Annotated in this window: 19 protein-coding genes and 3 riboswitches; of the genes, 10 read left to right on the top strand and 9 right to left on the bottom strand. The window is 61.5% G+C overall.

Going from position 1 to position 17,829, the window contains the following annotated elements; all coding sequences use genetic code 11:
• Nucleotides 1–8 precede the first annotated feature (8 nt).
• Nucleotides 9–1,019, bottom strand: coding sequence for a LysR family transcriptional regulator (locus BG57_RS14450; RefSeq protein ID WP_035964591.1), 1,011 nt, complete (start codon nt 1,017–1,019; stop codon nt 9–11).
• A gap of 205 nt (nt 1,020–1,224) precedes the next feature.
• Between BG57_RS14450 and BG57_RS14445 the strand changes: the two genes are divergently transcribed.
• From BG57_RS14445 to BG57_RS14425, 5 genes are all read left to right on the top strand, one after another.
• Nucleotides 1,225–2,043: an alpha/beta hydrolase gene (locus tag BG57_RS14445; RefSeq protein ID WP_035964589.1), complete on the top strand. Its 819-nt coding sequence runs from the start codon at nt 1,225–1,227 to the stop codon at nt 2,041–2,043.
• Nucleotides 2,044–2,098: 55 nt separating this feature from the next.
• Nucleotides 2,099–3,295, top strand: a complete 1,197-nt coding sequence (locus BG57_RS14440) for an efflux RND transporter periplasmic adaptor subunit (RefSeq protein ID WP_035964587.1) — start codon at nt 2,099–2,101, stop codon at nt 3,293–3,295.
• 31 nt (nt 3,296–3,326) lie between these two features.
• Complete coding sequence (locus BG57_RS14435; RefSeq protein ID WP_035964585.1) at nt 3,327–6,527, top strand: efflux RND transporter permease subunit; 3,201 nt, start codon at nt 3,327–3,329, stop codon at nt 6,525–6,527.
• 23 nt (nt 6,528–6,550) lie between these two features.
• On the top strand, nt 6,551–8,041 hold the full coding sequence (locus tag BG57_RS14430; protein WP_277621553.1) for an efflux transporter outer membrane subunit: 1,491 nt from the start codon (nt 6,551–6,553) through the stop codon (nt 8,039–8,041).
• Between the two features lie 146 nt (nt 8,042–8,187).
• Entirely contained in the window at nt 8,188–8,409 is a 222-nt protein-coding gene (locus BG57_RS14425) for a hypothetical protein (protein WP_035964582.1), read from the top strand.
• Nucleotides 8,410–8,415: 6 nt separating this feature from the next.
• Here the strand turns inward: BG57_RS14425 and ppk2 are convergent, their stop codons facing one another.
• Entirely contained in the window at nt 8,416–9,312 is an 897-nt protein-coding gene (gene ppk2 / locus BG57_RS14420; protein ID WP_035964579.1) for a polyphosphate kinase 2, read from the bottom strand.
• A gap of 201 nt (nt 9,313–9,513) precedes the next feature.
• Here ppk2 and lhpI point away from each other — a divergent pair, with 201 nt between their 5' ends.
• Together lhpI and BG57_RS33785 are read left to right on the top strand one after the other, a co-directional pair.
• On the top strand, nt 9,514–10,437 hold the full coding sequence (gene lhpI / locus BG57_RS14415; protein ID WP_035964577.1) for a bifunctional Delta(1)-pyrroline-2-carboxylate/Delta(1)-piperideine-2-carboxylate reductase: 924 nt from the start codon (nt 9,514–9,516) through the stop codon (nt 10,435–10,437).
• A 79-nt stretch (nt 10,438–10,516) separates the two neighbouring features.
• Nucleotides 10,517–10,855 (top strand): hypothetical protein, encoded by a 339-nt coding sequence (locus BG57_RS33785; protein ID WP_035964574.1) that lies wholly within the window; start codon nt 10,517–10,519, stop codon nt 10,853–10,855.
• A gap of 55 nt (nt 10,856–10,910) precedes the next feature.
• Here BG57_RS33785 and hmuQ read toward each other — a convergent pair whose 3' ends face one another.
• The 3 genes from hmuQ to BG57_RS14395 are packed head-to-tail and all read right to left on the bottom strand — an operon-like array spanning nt 10,911 to nt 12,207.
• On the bottom strand, nt 10,911–11,225 hold the full coding sequence (gene hmuQ, locus BG57_RS14405; RefSeq protein ID WP_035964570.1) for a heme-degrading protein HmuQ: 315 nt from the start codon (nt 11,223–11,225) through the stop codon (nt 10,911–10,913).
• Nucleotides 11,226–11,262: 37 nt separating this feature from the next.
• Complete coding sequence (locus BG57_RS14400; RefSeq protein WP_035964568.1) at nt 11,263–11,634, bottom strand: DUF1428 domain-containing protein; 372 nt, start codon at nt 11,632–11,634, stop codon at nt 11,263–11,265.
• 27 nt (nt 11,635–11,661) lie between these two features.
• A complete protein-coding gene (locus BG57_RS14395; protein WP_075583139.1) occupies nt 11,662–12,207 on the bottom strand; it encodes a histidine phosphatase family protein in 546 nt (181 codons plus the stop codon).
• A 90-nt stretch (nt 12,208–12,297) separates the two neighbouring features.
• Nucleotides 12,298–12,419: riboswitch (cobalamin riboswitch) on the top strand.
• 30 nt (nt 12,420–12,449) lie between these two features.
• On the opposite strand from BG57_RS14395, the gene BG57_RS14390 reads away from it, so the two are divergent.
• Nucleotides 12,450–12,686 (top strand): CbtB domain-containing protein, encoded by a 237-nt coding sequence (locus tag BG57_RS14390; protein WP_035964566.1) that lies wholly within the window; start codon nt 12,450–12,452, stop codon nt 12,684–12,686.
• A 9-nt stretch (nt 12,687–12,695) separates the two neighbouring features.
• On the top strand, nt 12,696–13,460 hold the full coding sequence (locus BG57_RS14385; RefSeq protein WP_035964564.1) for a CbtA family protein: 765 nt from the start codon (nt 12,696–12,698) through the stop codon (nt 13,458–13,460).
• Here BG57_RS14385 and BG57_RS14380 read toward each other — a convergent pair.
• The 4 genes from BG57_RS14380 to BG57_RS14365 are packed head-to-tail and all read right to left on the bottom strand — an operon-like array spanning nt 13,457 to nt 16,000.
• Complete coding sequence (locus BG57_RS14380; RefSeq protein ID WP_052005813.1) at nt 13,457–13,693, bottom strand: DUF1289 domain-containing protein; 237 nt, start codon at nt 13,691–13,693, stop codon at nt 13,457–13,459. The two genes, BG57_RS14385 and BG57_RS14380, sit on opposite strands and share 4 nt — an antisense overlap.
• Complete coding sequence (locus BG57_RS14375; RefSeq protein ID WP_035964562.1) at nt 13,690–14,988, bottom strand: cobyrinic acid a,c-diamide synthase CobB; 1,299 nt, start codon at nt 14,986–14,988, stop codon at nt 13,690–13,692. Before BG57_RS14375 ends, BG57_RS14380 begins: the two co-directional genes overlap by 4 nt.
• The gene (gene cobO, locus BG57_RS14370; protein WP_035964552.1) at nt 14,988–15,590 is read right to left on the bottom strand and encodes a cob(I)yrinic acid a,c-diamide adenosyltransferase; all 603 of its coding nucleotides are present in this window, start codon (nt 15,588–15,590) and stop codon (nt 14,988–14,990) included. The genes BG57_RS14375 and cobO overlap by 1 nt, the downstream gene beginning before the upstream one ends.
• The gene (locus BG57_RS14365) at nt 15,587–16,000 is read right to left on the bottom strand and encodes a cobalamin biosynthesis protein (RefSeq protein WP_152562599.1); all 414 of its coding nucleotides are present in this window, start codon (nt 15,998–16,000) and stop codon (nt 15,587–15,589) included. Before BG57_RS14365 ends, cobO begins: the two co-directional genes overlap by 4 nt.
• Before the next feature lie 91 nt (nt 16,001–16,091).
• Nucleotides 16,092–16,332, bottom strand: a riboswitch (cobalamin riboswitch).
• A 55-nt stretch (nt 16,333–16,387) separates the two neighbouring features.
• Nucleotides 16,388–16,632: riboswitch (cobalamin riboswitch) on the top strand.
• Nucleotides 16,633–16,746: 114 nt separating this feature from the next.
• Between BG57_RS14365 and cobW the strand changes: the two genes are divergently transcribed.
• Nucleotides 16,747–17,826, top strand: coding sequence for a cobalamin biosynthesis protein CobW (gene cobW, locus BG57_RS14360; protein ID WP_035964550.1), 1,080 nt, complete (start codon nt 16,747–16,749; stop codon nt 17,824–17,826).
• Nucleotides 17,827–17,829: the final 3 nt, after the last annotated feature.

The following is a 17,829-nucleotide window of genomic DNA, read 5'->3' as shown; positions in this document are numbered from 1 at the left end:
TCGAGCCGTCAAACCACGACGTCCGCCGTGCCCGCGACTTCGGGCGTGCCGTGGCGAACGATCATCGGCGATGCGGTGCTCGTCGGCAGGCAGCGTTCTTCCGCTTCCTTCTGGCCCTGCAGCAGCGGGCAGCGTTCGAACAGCTCCGCCACCCAGTCGACGAACACGCGCACCTTGGGCGACAAATGCCGGTTGTGCGGATACACCGCTGAAATGGGCATCGGCATCGGGCTCCATTGCGGCAGCAGTTCGACGAGTTCGCCCGAACGCAGATACGGCAGCGCCATGAATCGCGGCACCTGAACGATGCCCACGCCCTTGAGCCCGCAACTCAGATACGCTTCGGCATCGTTCACCGCGATCATGCCGCGCATCTTCACTTCGATGGTCTCGCCGTCCACGACGAAATCCATGTCCATGATTCGCCCAGTCCGGCTCGAGAAATAATTGACGGCCGTGTGGTTCTGCAGATCGTCGAGCGTCGTCGGCGTGCCGTTGCGTTCCAGATACTGAGCGCTGGCCACCGTGACGCCCTGAAACACGCCGATGCGCCGCGCGACAAGACTCGAATCCTGCAGCGTACCGACGCGGATCACGCAATCGACGCCTTCCTGGATGAGATCGACCGGCTTGTCGCCGAAGCCCATCATCAGTTCGATGTCCGGATAGCGCGTGTGGAAATCGCATAGCTGGGGCATGACGATCAGCCGCCCGATGGCCCCCGGCATGTCCACGCGCAACTTGCCGTGCGGCCCCTTGCCGTTGTTGGAGAACGTGCTCTCGGCTTCCTCGATGTCCGCGAGGATGCGCACGCATCGCTCGTAGTAGGCGGCGCCGTCGGGCGTCAGATTGAGCCTGCGCGTGGTGCGCTGAAGCAGCCGCACGTTGAGAAAGGCTTCGAGGTTCTGAATGATCGTCGTCACCGATGCACGCGGCAGGTTCAGCGTGTCCGCTGCGCGCGAAAAGCTGTTGGTGTCGACGACGCGAGTAAAGACCTGCATTGCTTGTAGCCGATCCATTTTCGTACCTTCGATGCTTATAGAGGCAGGGAATTAAGCGGCTGGCTAAGAAAATCGCCGGGAGCTTAAGCGATGATTGTTCGGGGCGACCGAATTGTGTTGCCGGATTATAGGCATTTATTAAAAAAGGCGCGGACTCCAGAATTCGGACCATCGCAACTCATGCGTGACGGCCTTGCAATCAGGGCTGTGCACGGAAATAACCATGGCATCACTGCTGGATTTGGAGCAAGGACCGAGACTGTGCATCGAAGAGGTGCGCATTGCGGGCCATGTGCAGCCCATCATGCTGCGCAGCTATCGCCCCGCGTCGGACGGCACCGTCCTGCCCATCGTCCTCTATTTTCATGGCGGTGGTTTTACAAGCGGCACGCTCGACGATGCCGACATCGCAGCCGCGACCATCGCACGCGATACGCCCGCTTGGGTCGTGTCGGTGGCTTATTCGCTGGCGCCGCAGTATCCGTTTCCGGCCGCGCCCGAGGACGGCTATCGCGCGGCGCAATGGGCCGTGGCGCATGCCCGCGCTCAACGTGCGGACCCGCAGCGAGTGGGCGTGGCGGGCCACGATGCGGGCGGCAATCTCGCGACATGTGTCGCTGCCATTGCACGCGATCGCGGCGACATTCGCATGTCGGCGCAAGTGCTGCTCGCGCCGCTGCTCGATCCGAGCATGACGCGCGTCGCCGATGAGCGCAAGGTGCTGTGCCCGGATCTCGAACTGAGCGAATGCGCGCGCTGTTATCGCGCTTACCTGCCGAATCCGTCGCAACGTTTGCATCCGTATGCGGCGCCGCTCGAATCGCGTCGTCTTGCTGGCCTGCCTCCTGCATTGATCGCGAGCGCCGAGCATGACCTGCTGCACATCGAGGCTGAAAAGTACGCAGCGGAACTGATCTCGGCGGGCGTGCCCACCGAAGTGACGCGGCATTGCAAGGCATCGCATCAGGCGCTTGCCGCGCATCCCGACGCATTGGCCGATGTCGTCGCTTTCTTCAGGAAGCGGCTTGCGCGCACCAAATAAGCGCTAAGCCGAGCACCATAAAAAAACAATCTCAACGCAACCGGAGCCTTTCATCATGTTCTTCACTCGCAAACGCATCTACGCCGCGCTAGGCGCTGCGTTGGTCATCGCAGGCGCGGGCGGCTATACCGCCTGGCGCGGCCACGGCGACGCGGCGATCAACGAAGCCAAAGCTGCAGCGCATAGCCCCACTGCCACCGAAGTCGATGTCGCGACCGTCATCTCGAAGACCATCACCGACTGGCAAAGCTACTCGGGCAGGCTGGAAGCGGTGGACCACGTGGACATTCGCCCGCTCGTGCCCGGCACGATCGTCGCGGTGCATTTCAAGGATGGCGCGCTCGTGAAGAAGGGTGATCCGCTGTTCACGATCGATCCGCGTCCCTATGTAGCCGAAGTGGACCGCGCGCAAGCGCAACTCGCGGCGGCGCAGGCGCGCAATGGCTACACATCGACGGACGCCGCGCGCGCCGAACGTCTGCTCACGGATAACGCGATCGCCAAGCGCGATTACGACGAGAAGCAAAACGCCGCTCGCGAGGCCGTCGCCAACCTGAAGGCTGCGCAAGCCGCCGTCGAGACCGCGAAGATCAATCTTGCCTATACGCGCATCACCGCGCCGGTATCGGGCCGTGTGTCGCGTGCGGAACTGACGGTGGGGAACATCGTATCGACGGGCGGCAATGCGCCCTTGCTGACGACGCTGGTGTCGGTCTCGCCGATCTATGCATCGTTCGATGTCGACGAACAAACCTATCTGCGCTATCTCGGCCGCGACGCGGGCCACACCGTGCCGGTGTCGCTCGGGCTTGCCAACGAAGACGGTTATTCACGCGAAGGCGTCGTCGATTCCGTCGATAACCGCCTCGATACGACATCCGGCACGATCCGCGTGCGTGCGCGCTTCAACAACCCGGACGGCTCGCTCCTGCCGGGGCTGTACGCACGCATCAAAGTGGGCGGCGGCACGCCTCACCCGGCCGTGCTCGTCGACGATGCCGCCATCGGCACCGATCAGGACAAGAAGTTCGTGATGGTCGTCGACAAGGACAACCGCGTGCAGTATCGCGAAGTCACGCTCGGTCAGACACATGACGGCTTGCGCGTGATTGCGAAGGGACTGGAAGCGGGCGAACGCATCGTCGTGAACGGATTGCAGCGCGTGCGTCCGAACGATGTCGTCAAAGCCAACGGTGTCGCGATGAACAACAGCGGCGATGCGCCCGTCGTGAAGACGGCATCGGCGCAGTGATTCGCGTGATCCGCAACGGAAAGAACTCGTCATGAACATATCCAAATTCTTCATCGACCGCCCGATCTTTGCGGGCGTGTTGTCGGTGGTCGTGCTGCTGGCGGGCATCATCGCGATGTTCAAGCTGCCGATCTCCGAGTATCCGGAAGTCGTGCCGCCATCGGTCGTCGTGCATGCGCAGTATCCCGGCGCGAACCCGAAGGTGATTGCGGAGACCGTGGCTTCGCCGCTCGAAGAGCAGATCAACGGCGTCGAAGACATGCTGTACATGCAGTCGCAGGCGAACAGCGACGGCAATCTCACGACGACCGTCACGTTCAAGCTCGGCACCGATCCCGATAAGAACACGCAGCTCGTGCAGAACCGCGTGAATCAGGCGCTGCCGCGTTTGCCGCAGGACGTGCAGCGGCTCGGCGTGACGACGATCAAGTCATCGCCGACGCTCACGATGGTGGTTCACCTGAACTCGCCGAACGGCCGCTACGACATGACGTATTTGCGCAACTACGCGCTCATCAACGTCAAGGATCGGCTCGAACGTATCGCCGGCGTGGGTGAAGTGCAGTTGTGGGGCTCGGGCGATTATTCGATGCGCGTCTGGCTCGATCCGCAAAAGGTCGCGCAGCGCGGCATGACGGCGACTGATGTCGTCAACGCGATCCGCGAGCAGAACGTGCAGGTTGCGGCTGGCGTGATCGGCGGTTCGCCGACGCTGCCCAACGTGCCGCTTCAGTTGAACGTGAATGCGCGCGGCCGCTTGCAGAACGAGTCGGAGTTTCGCGACATCGTGCTGAAGACTTCGCCGGATGGCGCGGTCACGCATCTCAGCGATGTCGCGCGCGTCGAACTCGCGGCATCCGAATACGGCTTGCGCTCGCTGCTCGACAACAAGTCGGCCGTGGCAATCGCAATCAATCAGCAACCGGGCGCGAACTCGCTTCAGATCTCCGACGAAGTGCGCAAGACGATGAAGGAACTGCAGGCCGACATGCCCGCGGGTCTCGAGTATCAGATCGTCTATGACCCGACGCAATTCGTGCGCTCCAGTATCGAGGCGGTCATTCATACGCTCGTCGAAGCGATTGCGCTCGTCGTGCTGGTGGTGATCGTGTTCCTGCAAACGTGGCGTGCTTCAATCATTCCGCTGCTTGCTGTGCCGGTGTCGATCGTCGGGACATTCTCGCTGTTGCTTGCGTTCGGCTTCTCGATCAACGCGCTGTCGCTGTTCGGCATGGTGCTCGCGATCGGTATCGTGGTCGACGATGCGATCGTCGTCGTGGAAAACGTCGAGCGCAATATCGAAGCGGGCTTGTCGGCGCGAGATGCCACGTATCAGGCGATGCGCGAAGTGAGCGGGCCGATCATCGCGATTGCCCTGACGCTCGTTGCCGTGTTCGTGCCGCTCGCGTTCATGTCCGGTTTGACGGGGCAGTTCTACAAGCAGTTCGCGATGACCATCGCGATCTCGACGGTGATCTCCGCGTTCAACTCGCTGACGCTGTCGCCGGCGCTCGCAGCGCTTCTTCTGAAGGGCCACGATGAGCCGAAGGACTGGCTTACGCGTGGAATGGATCGCGTGTTCGGCGGCTTCTTCCGCGGCTTCAACAAGGTCTTTCATCGCGGCTCGGACGCGTACGGCAAGGGCGTCACTCGCGTCATCAACCGCAAGGCGATCATGATGGTCGTGTATGCGGTGCTGCTCGGCGGTGCGGTGCTGATGGGCAAGCTCGTGCCGGGCGGCTTCGTGCCCGCGCAGGACAAGGAGTATCTGATCAGCTTCGCACAGTTGCCGAACGGCGCATCGCTCGATCGCACCGAAGGCGTGATCCGCCAGATGAGCGACATCGCGCTGAAGCAGCCGGGCGTGGAAAGCGCGGTGGAATTTCCGGGCCTGTCGGTGAACGGCTTCACGAATTCTTCGAGCGCGGGCATTGTCTTCGTCACGCTCAAGCCGTTCAAGGACCGCGTGCATGACAAATCGCTGTCGGCCAATGCCATTGCCGGTGCGTTGAATCAGAAGTATGCGGGCATCAAGGGCTCGTTCATCGCCGTGTTCCCGCCGCCGCCAGTGCTCGGTCTCGGCACGCTCGGCGGCTTCAAGATGCAGCTCGAAGATCGCGGCGCGCTCGGCTATGCGGCGCTCGCCGATGCCACGCAGGCGTTCATCAAGCGCGCATCGCAGACGCCGGAACTCGGGCCGACGTTCTCGAGCTATCAGATCAACGTGCCGCAACTGAACGTGGATCTGGATCGCGTGAAAGCGAAGCAACTGGGCGTTTCGGTGACGGATGTCTTCGACACGATGCAGGTCTATCTCGGCTCGCTGTATGTCAACGACTTCAACCGCTTTGGACGCGTGTACCAGGTGCGTGTGCAGGCCGATGCGCCGTTCCGTGCGAATCCCGAAGACATCGGCTTGCTGAAGACGCGCAACGCGAACGGGGACATGGTGCCGCTTTCGTCGCTCGTGAAGGTATCGCCGACGTACGGCCCGGAAATGGTGGTGCGTTACAACGGCTACACGGCAGCCGATATCAACGGCGGTCCTGCGCCGGGATATTCGTCGGGCCAGGCACAGGCGGCTGCGGAACGCATTGCGGCTGAAGTACTGCCGCGCGGGATCAAGTTCGAATGGACGGACCTCACGTATCAGCAGATTCTCGCGGGCAACGCTGCACTGTGGGTGTTCCCGATCAGCGTGCTGCTCGTGTTCCTCGTGCTCGCCGCGTTGTATGAAAGCCTGACGTTGCCGCTCGCGGTGATCCTCATCGTGCCGATGAGCATTCTCTCCGCGCTGCTCGGCGTATGGCTCACGGATGGTGACAACAACATCTTCACGCAGATCGGCTTGATGGTGCTCGTGGGCTTGTCGGCGAAGAACGCCATTCTTATCGTGGAGTTCGCACGCGAGCTGGAGATGCAGGGACGTTCGATCGTGCAGGCTGCGATCGAAGCGAGCCGCTTGCGTCTGCGTCCGATTCTGATGACATCCATCGCGTTCATCATGGGCGTGGTGCCGCTCGTGTTGTCGTCGGGTGCGGGCTCGGAGATGCGTCACGCGATGGGCGTTGCCGTGTTCTTCGGCATGCTCGGCGTAACGCTCTTCGGTTTGATGCTGACGCCGGTGTTCTACGTGATCCTGCGCAAACTGAGCCGCACGGAACATGTGACGGACAAGCACGGCACGCATCCGCAGATGCGCGGTATCGGTGCTTCGTACGAAGCGCAATGAGGTGGATGATGAATAAGTCGCTAATGAAACGATGGTTGGGCTTGCCTGCATTGATGGCGTCGCTGCTCGTGGTCGCGGGATGTTCGCTTGCCCCGACCTATGAAAAGCCCGATGTGAATCCGCCGGCTGCTTACAAGGAAACCCCGACGCTGTCGCCATCGGAAGCGGGTACGTGGAAGACCGCGCAGCCTTCGGAAGAAATGCTGCGCGGCGAGTGGTGGACCGTGTTCGACGACCCCACGCTCAACGATCTCGAACGTCAGGCGCAAGATGCCAATCAGAATCTGAAGGCTGCGGCGGCGCGCGTGAAGGAATCGCGCGCAATCAATCAGACGGCGCGTGCAGGCCTCTTTCCGACGCTCGATGCAGGCTTCGGTCCGACACGCGAGAAGTTCTCGCCAGCCTCGCAGTTCCTGCCGCCCGACGGGAACGTTCCGGCGCAGACGTTGTGGCGCGCGCAAGCGAGCGTGTCGTATGAAGTCGATCTATTCGGCCGCGTCTCGAACTCGGTGCAGGCGGCCAACGCGGACACGGAACAGAGCCAGGCGTTGTTCCGTTCCGTGCAGCTTGCATTGCAGGCGGATGTCGCGCAGAACTACTTCAATCTTCGCGAGCTGGATGCGGAAGCCGATGTATTCGCGCGCACCGTGACCCTGCGTGAAGAAGCGCTCAAACTCGTGCAGCGGCGCTTCGCGGAAGGCGATATCAGCGAGCTCGACGTCGCGCGTGCGCGCTCCGAACTGGCGACCGCTCGTTCCGATGCGATGACGGTGCAACGCTTGCGCGCGGCATCGGAGCATGGTCTTGCGGTACTGCTCGGCAAGGCACCCGCGCAATTCACGATGGCCGCCAACCCGCTCAAGCCGGTGACGGTGCGCTTGCCGCCGGGCTTGCCTTCGTCGTTGCTCGAACGCCGTCCGGATATCGCTGCAGCGGAGCGGTCCATGGCCGCAGCGAATGCGCGCATCGGCGTGGCAAAGGCGGCGTTCTTTCCGTCGTTGACCTTGACGGGATCGGGCGGCTTCGAATCGGCGACGCTCGGCGATCTCTTCAACTGGTCGAGCCGCACGTTCCTTCTCGGGCCGTTCGCGGGCACGATGCTCAATCTGCCGATCTTCGATGGCGGGCGTCGCAAGGGCAATCTCGCGAATGCGCGCGCCATTTATGAAGAGGACGTGGCGAATTATCGTCAGCAAGTGCTGGTGGCGTTCCGTGAAGTCGAAGACAACCTGTCGGACTTGCGCATCCTCGAAACGCAGACCACGACGCAGGCGGATGCGGTGAACGCATCGGTGCGCGCCGCGCAGCTTTCACGCAGGCAGTACACGGAAGGCGCGGTGAATTACCTCGATGTGATCGACGCGGAGCGCACCGTGTTGCAGTCGCAGCGCGTGGCCGTTCAGCTTGCGGGGACGCAGGCGGTATCGACGGTGAACCTGATACGCGCGCTTGGCGGCGGATGGGGCGATGCGATGCCCACGCCGGTTCCCGAACCGAGTCTCGCGAAGAACTGATGCCGGTCTTTGGCCCCGCTGAATGCGGGGCCTTTTTGTTTCTGACCGCGATTGTTCGCTTCAAGGAACATATGTCTTCACTTGCGGCCCATTTATCGGCATCGCTCCGATCCATAGAATACAAGTCATGGGAATGGGAGCCGCCAATGAGAGCCTTGATCGCAAGACAAATCTATCAACCTGCCGTCGTGCTGCCTTTGCTGCTGCTCATGCGGCTCATGGTCACGCTCGACTTCAATCTCGCGCAAGTCATGTTCGTGATGCTGCTTAGAGGTTCGCAGCACGCATATCAGTTCGTCGCGCGTCAGGCAGTGCATCGTGAGCGCGGACAGGCAATCGAATCCATTGCCTGCCGTCACTGCTGCTAAGGTTCATCAATAGACTTCGGGAACGTACATCTCCTGCGGCACGGGCTGGCGTAAATAATCGGGATTGAATACCCGCTCGGGCAGTTGTATCGAAGAATGCTCGATCTCGTGATACGGCACCTGACTCAACAGGTGATGAATGCAGTTGAGGCGTGCGCGCTTCTTGTCGACGGCCTGCACCACCCACCATGGCGCTTCCGGTATGTGCGAGCGTTGCAGCATGACTTCCTTCGCGGCCGTATAGGCTTCCCATCGGCGGCGGCTTTCGAGATCCATCGGGCTGAGCTTCCACTGCTTCAACGGATCTTCGATGCGCGCCTGAAAGCGCACTTCCTGTTCATCGTCGGTAATCGAAAACCAGTACTTGATGATCTGAATGCCGCTGCGCACCAGCATCTTCTCGAACTCCGGCACTGAACGAAAGAATTCTTCGTACTCTTCGTCGGTGCAGAAATGCATCACGCGTTCGACGCCCGCGCGGTTGTACCAGCTTCGATCGAACAACACGATCTCGCCGCCAGCCGGCAGGTGCGACACATAACGCTGGAAATACCATTGCGTACGCTCGCGGTTGTTCGGCGCAGGCAGCGCAGCGACGCGGCATACACGCGGATTGAGCCGCTGCGTAATGCGTTTGATTGCGCCGCCTTTGCCTGCGGCGTCGCGTCCCTCGAAGATGACGACGAGCCTGTGCCCCGTGTGTACGACCCAGTCCTGCAACTTGACGAGTTCGCCTTGCAAGCGAAAAAGCTCGCGGAAATAGGTCTTGCGGATCGCCCGTTCTTCATCGGAGAAGGCCGCTTCGCCGTCCATCAAGCGGTCGTCGATCTCCATCTCGAACTCTTCGTCGTAGCTGTCGATCAGGTCGGCGTGAAAACGGCGCTGTTTGTCCGTCATGTTCATGTCGTGCTCCGGAATGCATCTGGTTCGCGCGGTCGTTCGTGAGGCGGCGCGGGACGGCCGATTATGACCGCATGGCGTTGCAGTCGTATGACGCCGCAATCGATTCGTCCATTGTAGAAACGCTCGCGCTTTATGACACGCGTTCGTGCGCCGTTAGAATATTGCGGCGCTTGGCGCTAAAACTCAGAGAGGCGACTCACGATGACCGACACGTTCGATGCAGTGCAAACCGCGCGCCTATTGCCTTACGATCGCCTCGTCGACACCTTGGCCGCGACCATGCTCGATTACACGGCGGGCCGCATCGTCAGTCCTGAGCGCATGGTCGTGCCGCTCGCGCACGGCGGCGTGATGTTGTCGATGCCCGCGTCCGCCGCCGATATCGCCATGCACAAGCTCGTCAACGTGTGCCCCGGCAATGGCGCGCTGGGCTTGCCGACGATACACGGGCAGGTCAGCGCATTCGATGCTGCAACCGGTGCGCTGCAGTTCATGCTGGACGGTCCGACCGTCACGGGCCGCCGTACCGCCGCGGTATCCATGCTTGCCATTCGCACGCTCGCCGCACAAGCGCCTCGGGCAGTGCTCGTTATCGGTACCGGCAAACAGGCCGCGCATCATGTCGAGGCGCTTGCGAGTCTTTATCCCGAAGCGCGCATCCATGTTCTCGGCTCGCGGCCAGGCCGCGCGGGCGTGTTCTTCGAGGAGAACGCGGGGTTGTCCGCCAATATGGAACCGCTGGAGCACGGGTCGGTGCCCGATTCGATCGACGTCGTGATTACGGCGACAACGAGCAAGACGCCGGTCTATACGCAGCCGGCGAACCCGGCTCGGCTCGTCATCGGCGTGGGCGCATTCACGGCGGACGCGGCCGAAATCGCGCCGTCGATCGTTCATGCCAGCGAGCTTTATGTCGACGATCCGGCTGGCGCTCGCCACGAAGCAGGGGACTACATTCTTGCGGATGTCGATTGGAGTGCAGTGACGCCGCTTGCGTCGGCGCTTGTTTCACGCAGCGTTTCGGGCCGTCCTGTGGTATTCAAGTCGGTCGGCTGTGCGGCGTGGGATCTCGCTGCATGCCGCGTCGCGAAAGCAGTTTTATCGTCGCAAGAGGCGAGCGCGTAAGCGGGTTGGAACGATCTTTGCTGTCTATTAAACAGACGATGCGCTTCGGGCGCAGGGCACTTCAGCGAAGATCAGACCAATGAATAGTCGAAACGAAACGGATTGGACCGCACGGCCGGCATTGCGCCGGACGGCGTTCGATGGGCACCGCGACGGTGCGGGCGAATCGCATGGCGTGCGTGCCGCACATCCCACACCTGCCGGGCGCGCAGCCCCGCCCGCCGCCTACTTCATCTCCGTGCTGGAACTGGCGACCGGCGAGAAGCTGGGCAACGAAGAGCGGGTGCGCGCTTTGGCCATGCTCGAATCGCAGTTCGGCGAAGGACGGCCCCGGACCTTGAAGGAAGCCGTACGCATTTGCGCCGCCGCAATCGATTCTTCGACGCTGCAACGGATGGCTCGCGGGGCAAAGGCTTAGTTTATTGCGACGGCGGCTTTAGCGCGTTTTTTCATAGGCGTGTAAAACGCGCGTGTTAGCTGATCGTCTGAATGACTTCGAAGCCTTCGAATTCCGGGTGACCCAGATAGAGTTGACGTGTCTCGCCGCCCGCATTGCGATGAGCGGCGCGAAACGCGTCCGAGCGCGTCCAGTTCTCGAATGCGGCACGATTCGCCCAGATCGTATGGCTTGAATAAAGCACGTGGTCGTCCTTGACCGGGCCTTTCAACAGATGAAACTCGACGAAGCCCGGAACTTCCTTCAGATGAGTGTCGCGGCTCGTCCACAGCCGTTCGAAATCTGACTCGGCGCCCGGCACGATCTTGAAGCGATTCATGGCGATGAACATGTCGATGCTTTTCCTTTGTGAATTGCGCTAATCGGGCTCAGGCGCTGCCGAGTTCGACTAGCGTTTTGAATCCGCCGAAGAACATGCGTTTTCCGTCGAACGGCGGCGGAGCCTTCTCCATCATGGCCTTCAGCCGAGGGTCGTTCATGACTTTCTCGTTCACTGCGTCGCGTTGCTCTCGCGAATCGTAGAGTATCCACGAGAACGCAACTGTCTCGCCTTCCTTTAGCTGAACGCTCTGCGGAAACGAAGTGAGTTCGCCCGGTTTGACGTCATCGGCGATGGCTTCGACGAACTGCAACGCGCCGTGTTCGAGCCAGATCTTGCCGGCTTCCTCGGCCATGGCCCGGTATGCATCGATCTTGTCTATTGGCACGGGTACGACGAAACCATCAACGTAGTGCGCCATGTGAGTCTCCTTGAGTGTGCGGCAGCGTCATGCGCTGTCGATGCTTTTGAGCCTCGCGCTCGCATCGAAGTTTCGTACGGACCATAAACGATGCGCTGCATCGTATTCGAGCTGTATCGACGACAAGGGCGCGAAATCCATTCTCAGCGACGACGCCAGCGCTTCTCCGCGCACATGCGCGAGCGCCGCTTTGACGACGATCGCATGCGTGACCACGATGCAGCATTCATGCGACGCATCGTTGCCGATACGCGTCAGCGCCCCTGCAATGCGTTCCGCCAGCATGGCGATGCTCTCGCCGCCATGCGGGCGCGCATTCACATCCGATAGCCACGCAGCGATGCTTTCCGCTTCCTGCTGCGCAATCTCGCGAATGGCATGGCCGCGCCAACGCCCATAGTCGATATCGTCGAACGCAGGGTCGATCGTGAATTGACTCGTCAGCCACGAGGCCGTCTCGCGAGCTGCGGCGGCGGGACTTGAAATGACAGGAACGTCGTGAGGAAGACCGAAGCGCATGAGTTCCGCGCGCTTGGCGGGTTCGTTACCAGTCGGAAAGCGCGCGGCTTTCATTGCATGAGTAGCGGCGTGGCAAAGCAGAATAACGTTCACTTCAATCAATCGCCCTTAGAGCAGCATTGCTTTACTTTGCCGGTAATCGTCATAGAATGGCAAGCTTGCAGTGCGAGGAAGCCGGTGCAAACCCGGCACGGTCGCGCCACTGTATGCGGGCGTTTCAAATAGATAGCCCGCGAGTCAGACCCCGCTGCAAGCTCTTCGTCTAACGGGACGCGCTTTTCCCAGGAGAACCATCCATGAATGCTTCCAACGCACCGGTCTTTTCCGCGGCTCCTTCCTTACCGACAATCGACGCACCTGTCCCCATTCCGGTGCGCGAAGTCCTGCCTTGGGCTGTGTTTATCGGCCTTATTCTGCTGATCGCCATTTACTTCGTCGGCGCAGAGCAGGGCGCAACGTCGATTCTGTCGGGCACCTACGTCCACGAGTTCGTTCACGATGGCCGGCATTTGCTCGGCTTTCCGTGCCACTGAGGACGGGCCATGATTCGCAGTCTGTTGATACGCGGCATGATCGCGGGACTTGTCGCGGGCCTGCTCGGCTTCGCGTTCGCAAAGACGGTGGGTGAAGCATCGGTCGAGCGCGCCATCGCTTTCGAAGCGCAGCACGAACATGCTCATGCAGGGCATGAAGGAGCGGCGCATTCACACGAACACGAAGGCGGCCAAGACATCGTTAGCCGCGATACTCAGGCGGGCTTAGGCTTGCTCACAGGCATCGCGGTATTCGGCACGGCGCTCGGCGGCATTTTCTCGCTTGTCTTCGCGGTCGCTTACGGGCGGCTCGGCGCTTTGCACGCGCGTGGCGTAGCGGCATTGCTCGCGATGTTCGGCTTCGTCAGCGTGACCGTCGCGCCGTTTCTCGTGTATCCGCCGAATCCGCCCGCCGTCGGCAATCCCGAGACCATCGGCGCGCGCACTGCATTGTTCTTCGGCATCGTTGCAATTTCCATTGCGGCTGCGGCTTTTTCCGTGTGGTCGCAAAGGCGCTTGCATGGCACTCAGGGCAACTGGAATGCGACGATCATCGCGGGCGCTGCGTATGTCGCGTTGATGGTGCTTGCGCAATTCATCCTGCCGCGCGTCGACGAAGTGCCCGCTGGTTTTTCCGCATCGTTGCTCTGGAATTTCCGCGTGGCCGCTATCGGCATTCAGGCGATCATCTGGACGGCGCTCGGTCTTGTCTTCGGCGCACTTGCCGCCCGCGAACTGGAACGTCCCGCGCGGCGAACAATGGCGACGGTCTAAGCGGTCCTCACGCCCGACACCGATGCTTGCCTGCCGGGCAATTCGTCGAGAAGGGCGAGTTTTGCGGCATCGTCCATCGATCTGAAGGCTTTGATTTCCGCGCGGCTTCTGAAGCATCCCGCGCACAGTTCGTGTGCGGGATCGATCTTGCATACGCCGGTGCAGGGCGAACCAATGGGTTCTTGCGCTTTCGCGCGTTCGATCGTGAAGGCGAGGTCCAATGTCATCGTCATAGTGATTCGCCGCGAAACAGCGCGGCTGCTGCCGCCGGGTTCGACGGCCAATAAGCGTGCATATACGTTGCCGTGATGCGGCTCTGCCGGTAAAGCGCTTCGCCTGCCGCGCCCGTCGTTGCATGCGTCGCGGTGAGTTGGGGCTGCATCGGGGTATCGAGTGTCGAGTAGTGAAAGGTGTGGCCGGTGAGCATGCCATGTGCAGTGTCGAGACGCTGCATCGCGAGGCGTGCGAGACGCCGCTGCATGGTTGCATTGCCGGGCAGCACGCCGAGCATGGCGTGCCGGTTGCCTTCGATATCCGTCAGCGTGTCGAGCAGATAAAGCATGCCGCCGCATTCCGCGACGACGACGCGCTCACGCGCAACGTGCTCCTTGATCGACGCTCGCGTGCATGCATTCGATGCGAGCGTGGCCACATGCAGTTCGGGATAGCCGCCGGGAAGATAGAGCGCATCGGTATCGGCGGGCGGCGGTTCGTCGGCGAGCGGAGAGAACGTCGTGACGCTCGCACCCATTGCAATCAACAAGTCGATGTTCGCCGGATAGATGAAAGAAAACGCGGTATCGCGTGCGATGGCGATTCGCATGCCGTCGAGCAGGCGCGGCGGTGCATCGAGCGTTGCATCTTCGAACTCGACTCGCGGCGGCAGCTCGCCAAGCGAGGTAGTAGCGATGGCATCGGCGGCGCGATCGAGGCGTGCATCGAGGCTCGCGATTTCCTGCGCTTGCGTCAGGCCGAGATGACGCTCGGGCAACGCGATATCGTCCGCGTTGGACAGGTGCCCGCAGTAGCGCAATCCATCGGGAATGGCTTCGGCAAGCATCTGCGCATGACGCGCCGATGCCACGCGATTGGCGAGCACGCCATAGAACGGCACATCCGTGCGATAACGCGCCAGCCCGAACGCCACCGCGCCGAACGTTTGCGCCATGCCATGCGCGCCGATCACGGCGAGCACGGGCACGTTGAACGCGGCGGCCAGATCGGCGCTGCTGGGCGTGCCATCGAACAAGCCCATGACGCCTTCAATCAGAATGAGATCGGCTTCACGCGCTGCTTTTGCAAGCATCGCGCGGCAGGCATCGAGGCCGACCATCGACAGGTGCAGCGAATAGACAGGCGAACCGCATGCCCGTTCGAGAATCATCGGATCGAGAAAATCCGGGCCGGTCTTGAAGACGCGCACGCGCCGGCCTTGCCGCGCATGATGGCGCGCAAGCGCGGCCGTCACGGTGGTCTTGCCTTGATGCGAGGCGCTCGCACCGATGAAGAGTGCAGGGCAGCGCGGCATCAGAACTCGACGCCGCGTTGCGCCTTGACGCCTTGCTCGCGATACGGATGCTTCACGAGCCGCATCTCGGTGACGAGATCGGCGATGTCGACGAGCGCATCGGGCGCATGACGGCCCGTCACGACGACATGCAGCATCGCGGGCCGCGCCTTCAGCACATCGAGCACTTCATCGAGCGGCAGATACTCGTACTTGAGCACGGTATTGAGTTCATCGAGCACGACCATCTGGTACTCGCCGCTCTCGATCATGCGGCGCGCTTCATTCCAGCCTTTGCGCGCGGTCGCCATATCGGCTTCGCGGTTCTGCGTGTTCCACGTATAGCCGTCGCCCATCGTGACGAAATCGCAATTCGCCACTGCGGCGAGGAAATCGCGCTCGGACGTATGCAACGCGCCCTTGATGAATTGCACGATGCCGAGTTTCATGCCGTGGCCGAGCACGCGCACCGCCATGCCGAATGCGGCTGTGGTCTTGCCCTTCCCATTGCCGGTATTGACGATCAACAAACCCTTCTCGTGATCGGCGGCGGCCTGCTTCTTTTCGTGGCCTTCCTTGCGACGCTGCGTCATGCGCAGATGCGATTCGGTATCGGTTTTCATGGGACTTTCGTATCTGATGGCGCGTTCTTCATTGCAATGGCGACAGTCACATCGCCGACGATGGTCTTCCCAAGCACGAGGCGTCCGCCCTGGGTTGCCAGTATCGCGCAAGGTTCGCACACGCCATCGACGTTCATGTGCTTGCCGGCATACGGTGAATAGCTTGCTGGCGCTTCGGCAATTTCTTCCGTTCGGAAGAATTGCAATGCAAGACCATGTTGCTCACAAAACGCAAGCAAGCCTGCTTCATTCGCTTTCGCGGCAATGCTGGCGACCAGCGCAATATCCTCGAACAGAAAGGCGGTTGCGCCAAGCGCCGCGCGCACGGCTTGCTCTATGGCGTCCGCGCTTGCGCCTCGCCTGCAACCGATGCCGACGGCAAGATGGCGCCGATTCGCGCTAATGGTCATCATCGAAATGGAATGGCAGCTTGCGCCGTGCATGCGTCCCTCGCGGATGCGCGGCGTTCGGCAAAGCGCGTCGCTTGCAATCACGCAATGCGCTTCGTCCCCTGCGCTGGCCGGTATCCGGGCTTGCGACCTCATCGTGCGGCCTTCCCGCCTTCGGCAGTGGCATTCGAGCACGATGCGCGGCATTGCACGATGACAATGCCGCCGGTCGCGTACCGTTGCGGGGACAGCACAGGCTGGCGCGTGGTTCGTCTGACGAGCACGGCTTCCTGTTTCCCGTTTAACTGCGCGTTGCGTTGGAACGCGCGGGCACCAGTCGCGGGCCAAAGATACCATAGGCGCTTCTTCAAAGCGCGTGTTTCCTTGACGCTCGTGCCCGCTACGCCTAGACTTTCACGCAGTTTTGGTGCTCGTGCGCGAGCTTCTTTCGCGCACAGTTAAACGGGAAGCAGGGAGCGCCTGGCCATGCATGATCATGGCTTGCGTCAACCTGCGCTGCCCCCGCAACGGTAAGCGACTGGCGGTATCGGTATTGACGATGCCGCGCATTGCGCCATACGCCACTGCCATCGGCAGGAAGGCGGTGCAATGAAGCCGCAAGCCCGGATACCGGCCAGACTTTCGCAAGGACCCATGCCGCGGGGATGCGGCCCGGTCCATGATCACAGAGCCGTGCGCATTCCCGTTCGACATCGCATTCCATGCCTTGAGCGGCACGGCGCACGCACACACGCCACGGAGCAACGATGCAAACCCGCAAGATTCCCGTCACCGTCGTGACCGGCTTTCTCGGCAGCGGCAAGACCACTTTGATGCGCCACATCATGTCGAATGCGCAGGGCTTGCGCCTGGCGGTCATCGTCAACGAGTTCGGCGAACTCGGCATCGACGGCGAGATTCTGAAGGGTTGCGGTATCGGCTGCGATGACGAAGCGGCCTCGGCGGACCGCAATCTCTATGAGCTTGCGAACGGTTGTTTGTGTTGCACGGTGCAGGAAGAGTTCTATCCCGTGATGGAGCAATTGCTCGAACGGCGCGACCGCATCGACCACGTGCTGATCGAAACGTCCGGTCTCGCCTTGCCGAAGCCGCTCGTGCAGGCGTTCAACTGGCCGTCCATCAAGAATGCTTTTACCGTGGATGCCGTGATCACGGTCGTCGACGGCCCCGCTGCTGCGAGCGGCCAGTTCGCGTCCAATCCCGCCGCAGTCGATGCACAGCGCAAGGCCGATCCGAACCTCGACCATGAATCGCCGCTGCATGAACTGTTCGAGGATCAGCTTTCATCGGCCGATCTGGTGATCGTCAACAAGACGGACCTGATGGACGGCAATGCATTCGGCCACGTGGAAGCACTCATACGCCCCGAGATTCCGCCGCAAGTGAAGATCGTGCCTGCGCAGATGGGCCGGCTCGATCTGCATGCGTTGCTCGGCTTGCAATCGGCATCGGAAGAGACGATTCATTTGCGGCACGATCATCACGGTGCGGTAGATGATGAAGGCCACGCCGACCATCATCACGACGCGTTCGATTCCGTCGTCGTTCAGGCGAGCATCGAGTCGCGCGAGCAGGTCATCGCCGCGTTGCAAAGTCTCGTCGAGCATCACACGATCTATCGTGTAAAGGGCTTTGCCGCGCTTCCCGGCGCTGCGATGCGTCTGGTCGTGCAAGGCGTGGGACGTCGTTTCGATAGTTATTTCGACCGGCGCTGGTTCGAAGGTGAAGCGGCCAGCCGTTTCGTGCTGATCGGAGAAGACCTCGATCAGCCGGCGCTTCAGGCCGCATTCGATGCGGCGCTCGCCAGCGCGCCGGTCCAGGCCTGACAC

This window comes from Caballeronia grimmiae (assembly GCF_000698555.1).
Classification (GTDB): Bacteria; Pseudomonadota; Gammaproteobacteria; order Burkholderiales; family Burkholderiaceae; genus Caballeronia; species Caballeronia grimmiae.
The sequence above is the reverse complement of the archived record's forward strand: the minus strand, read 5'-3'. Positions and strand labels throughout refer to the sequence as shown.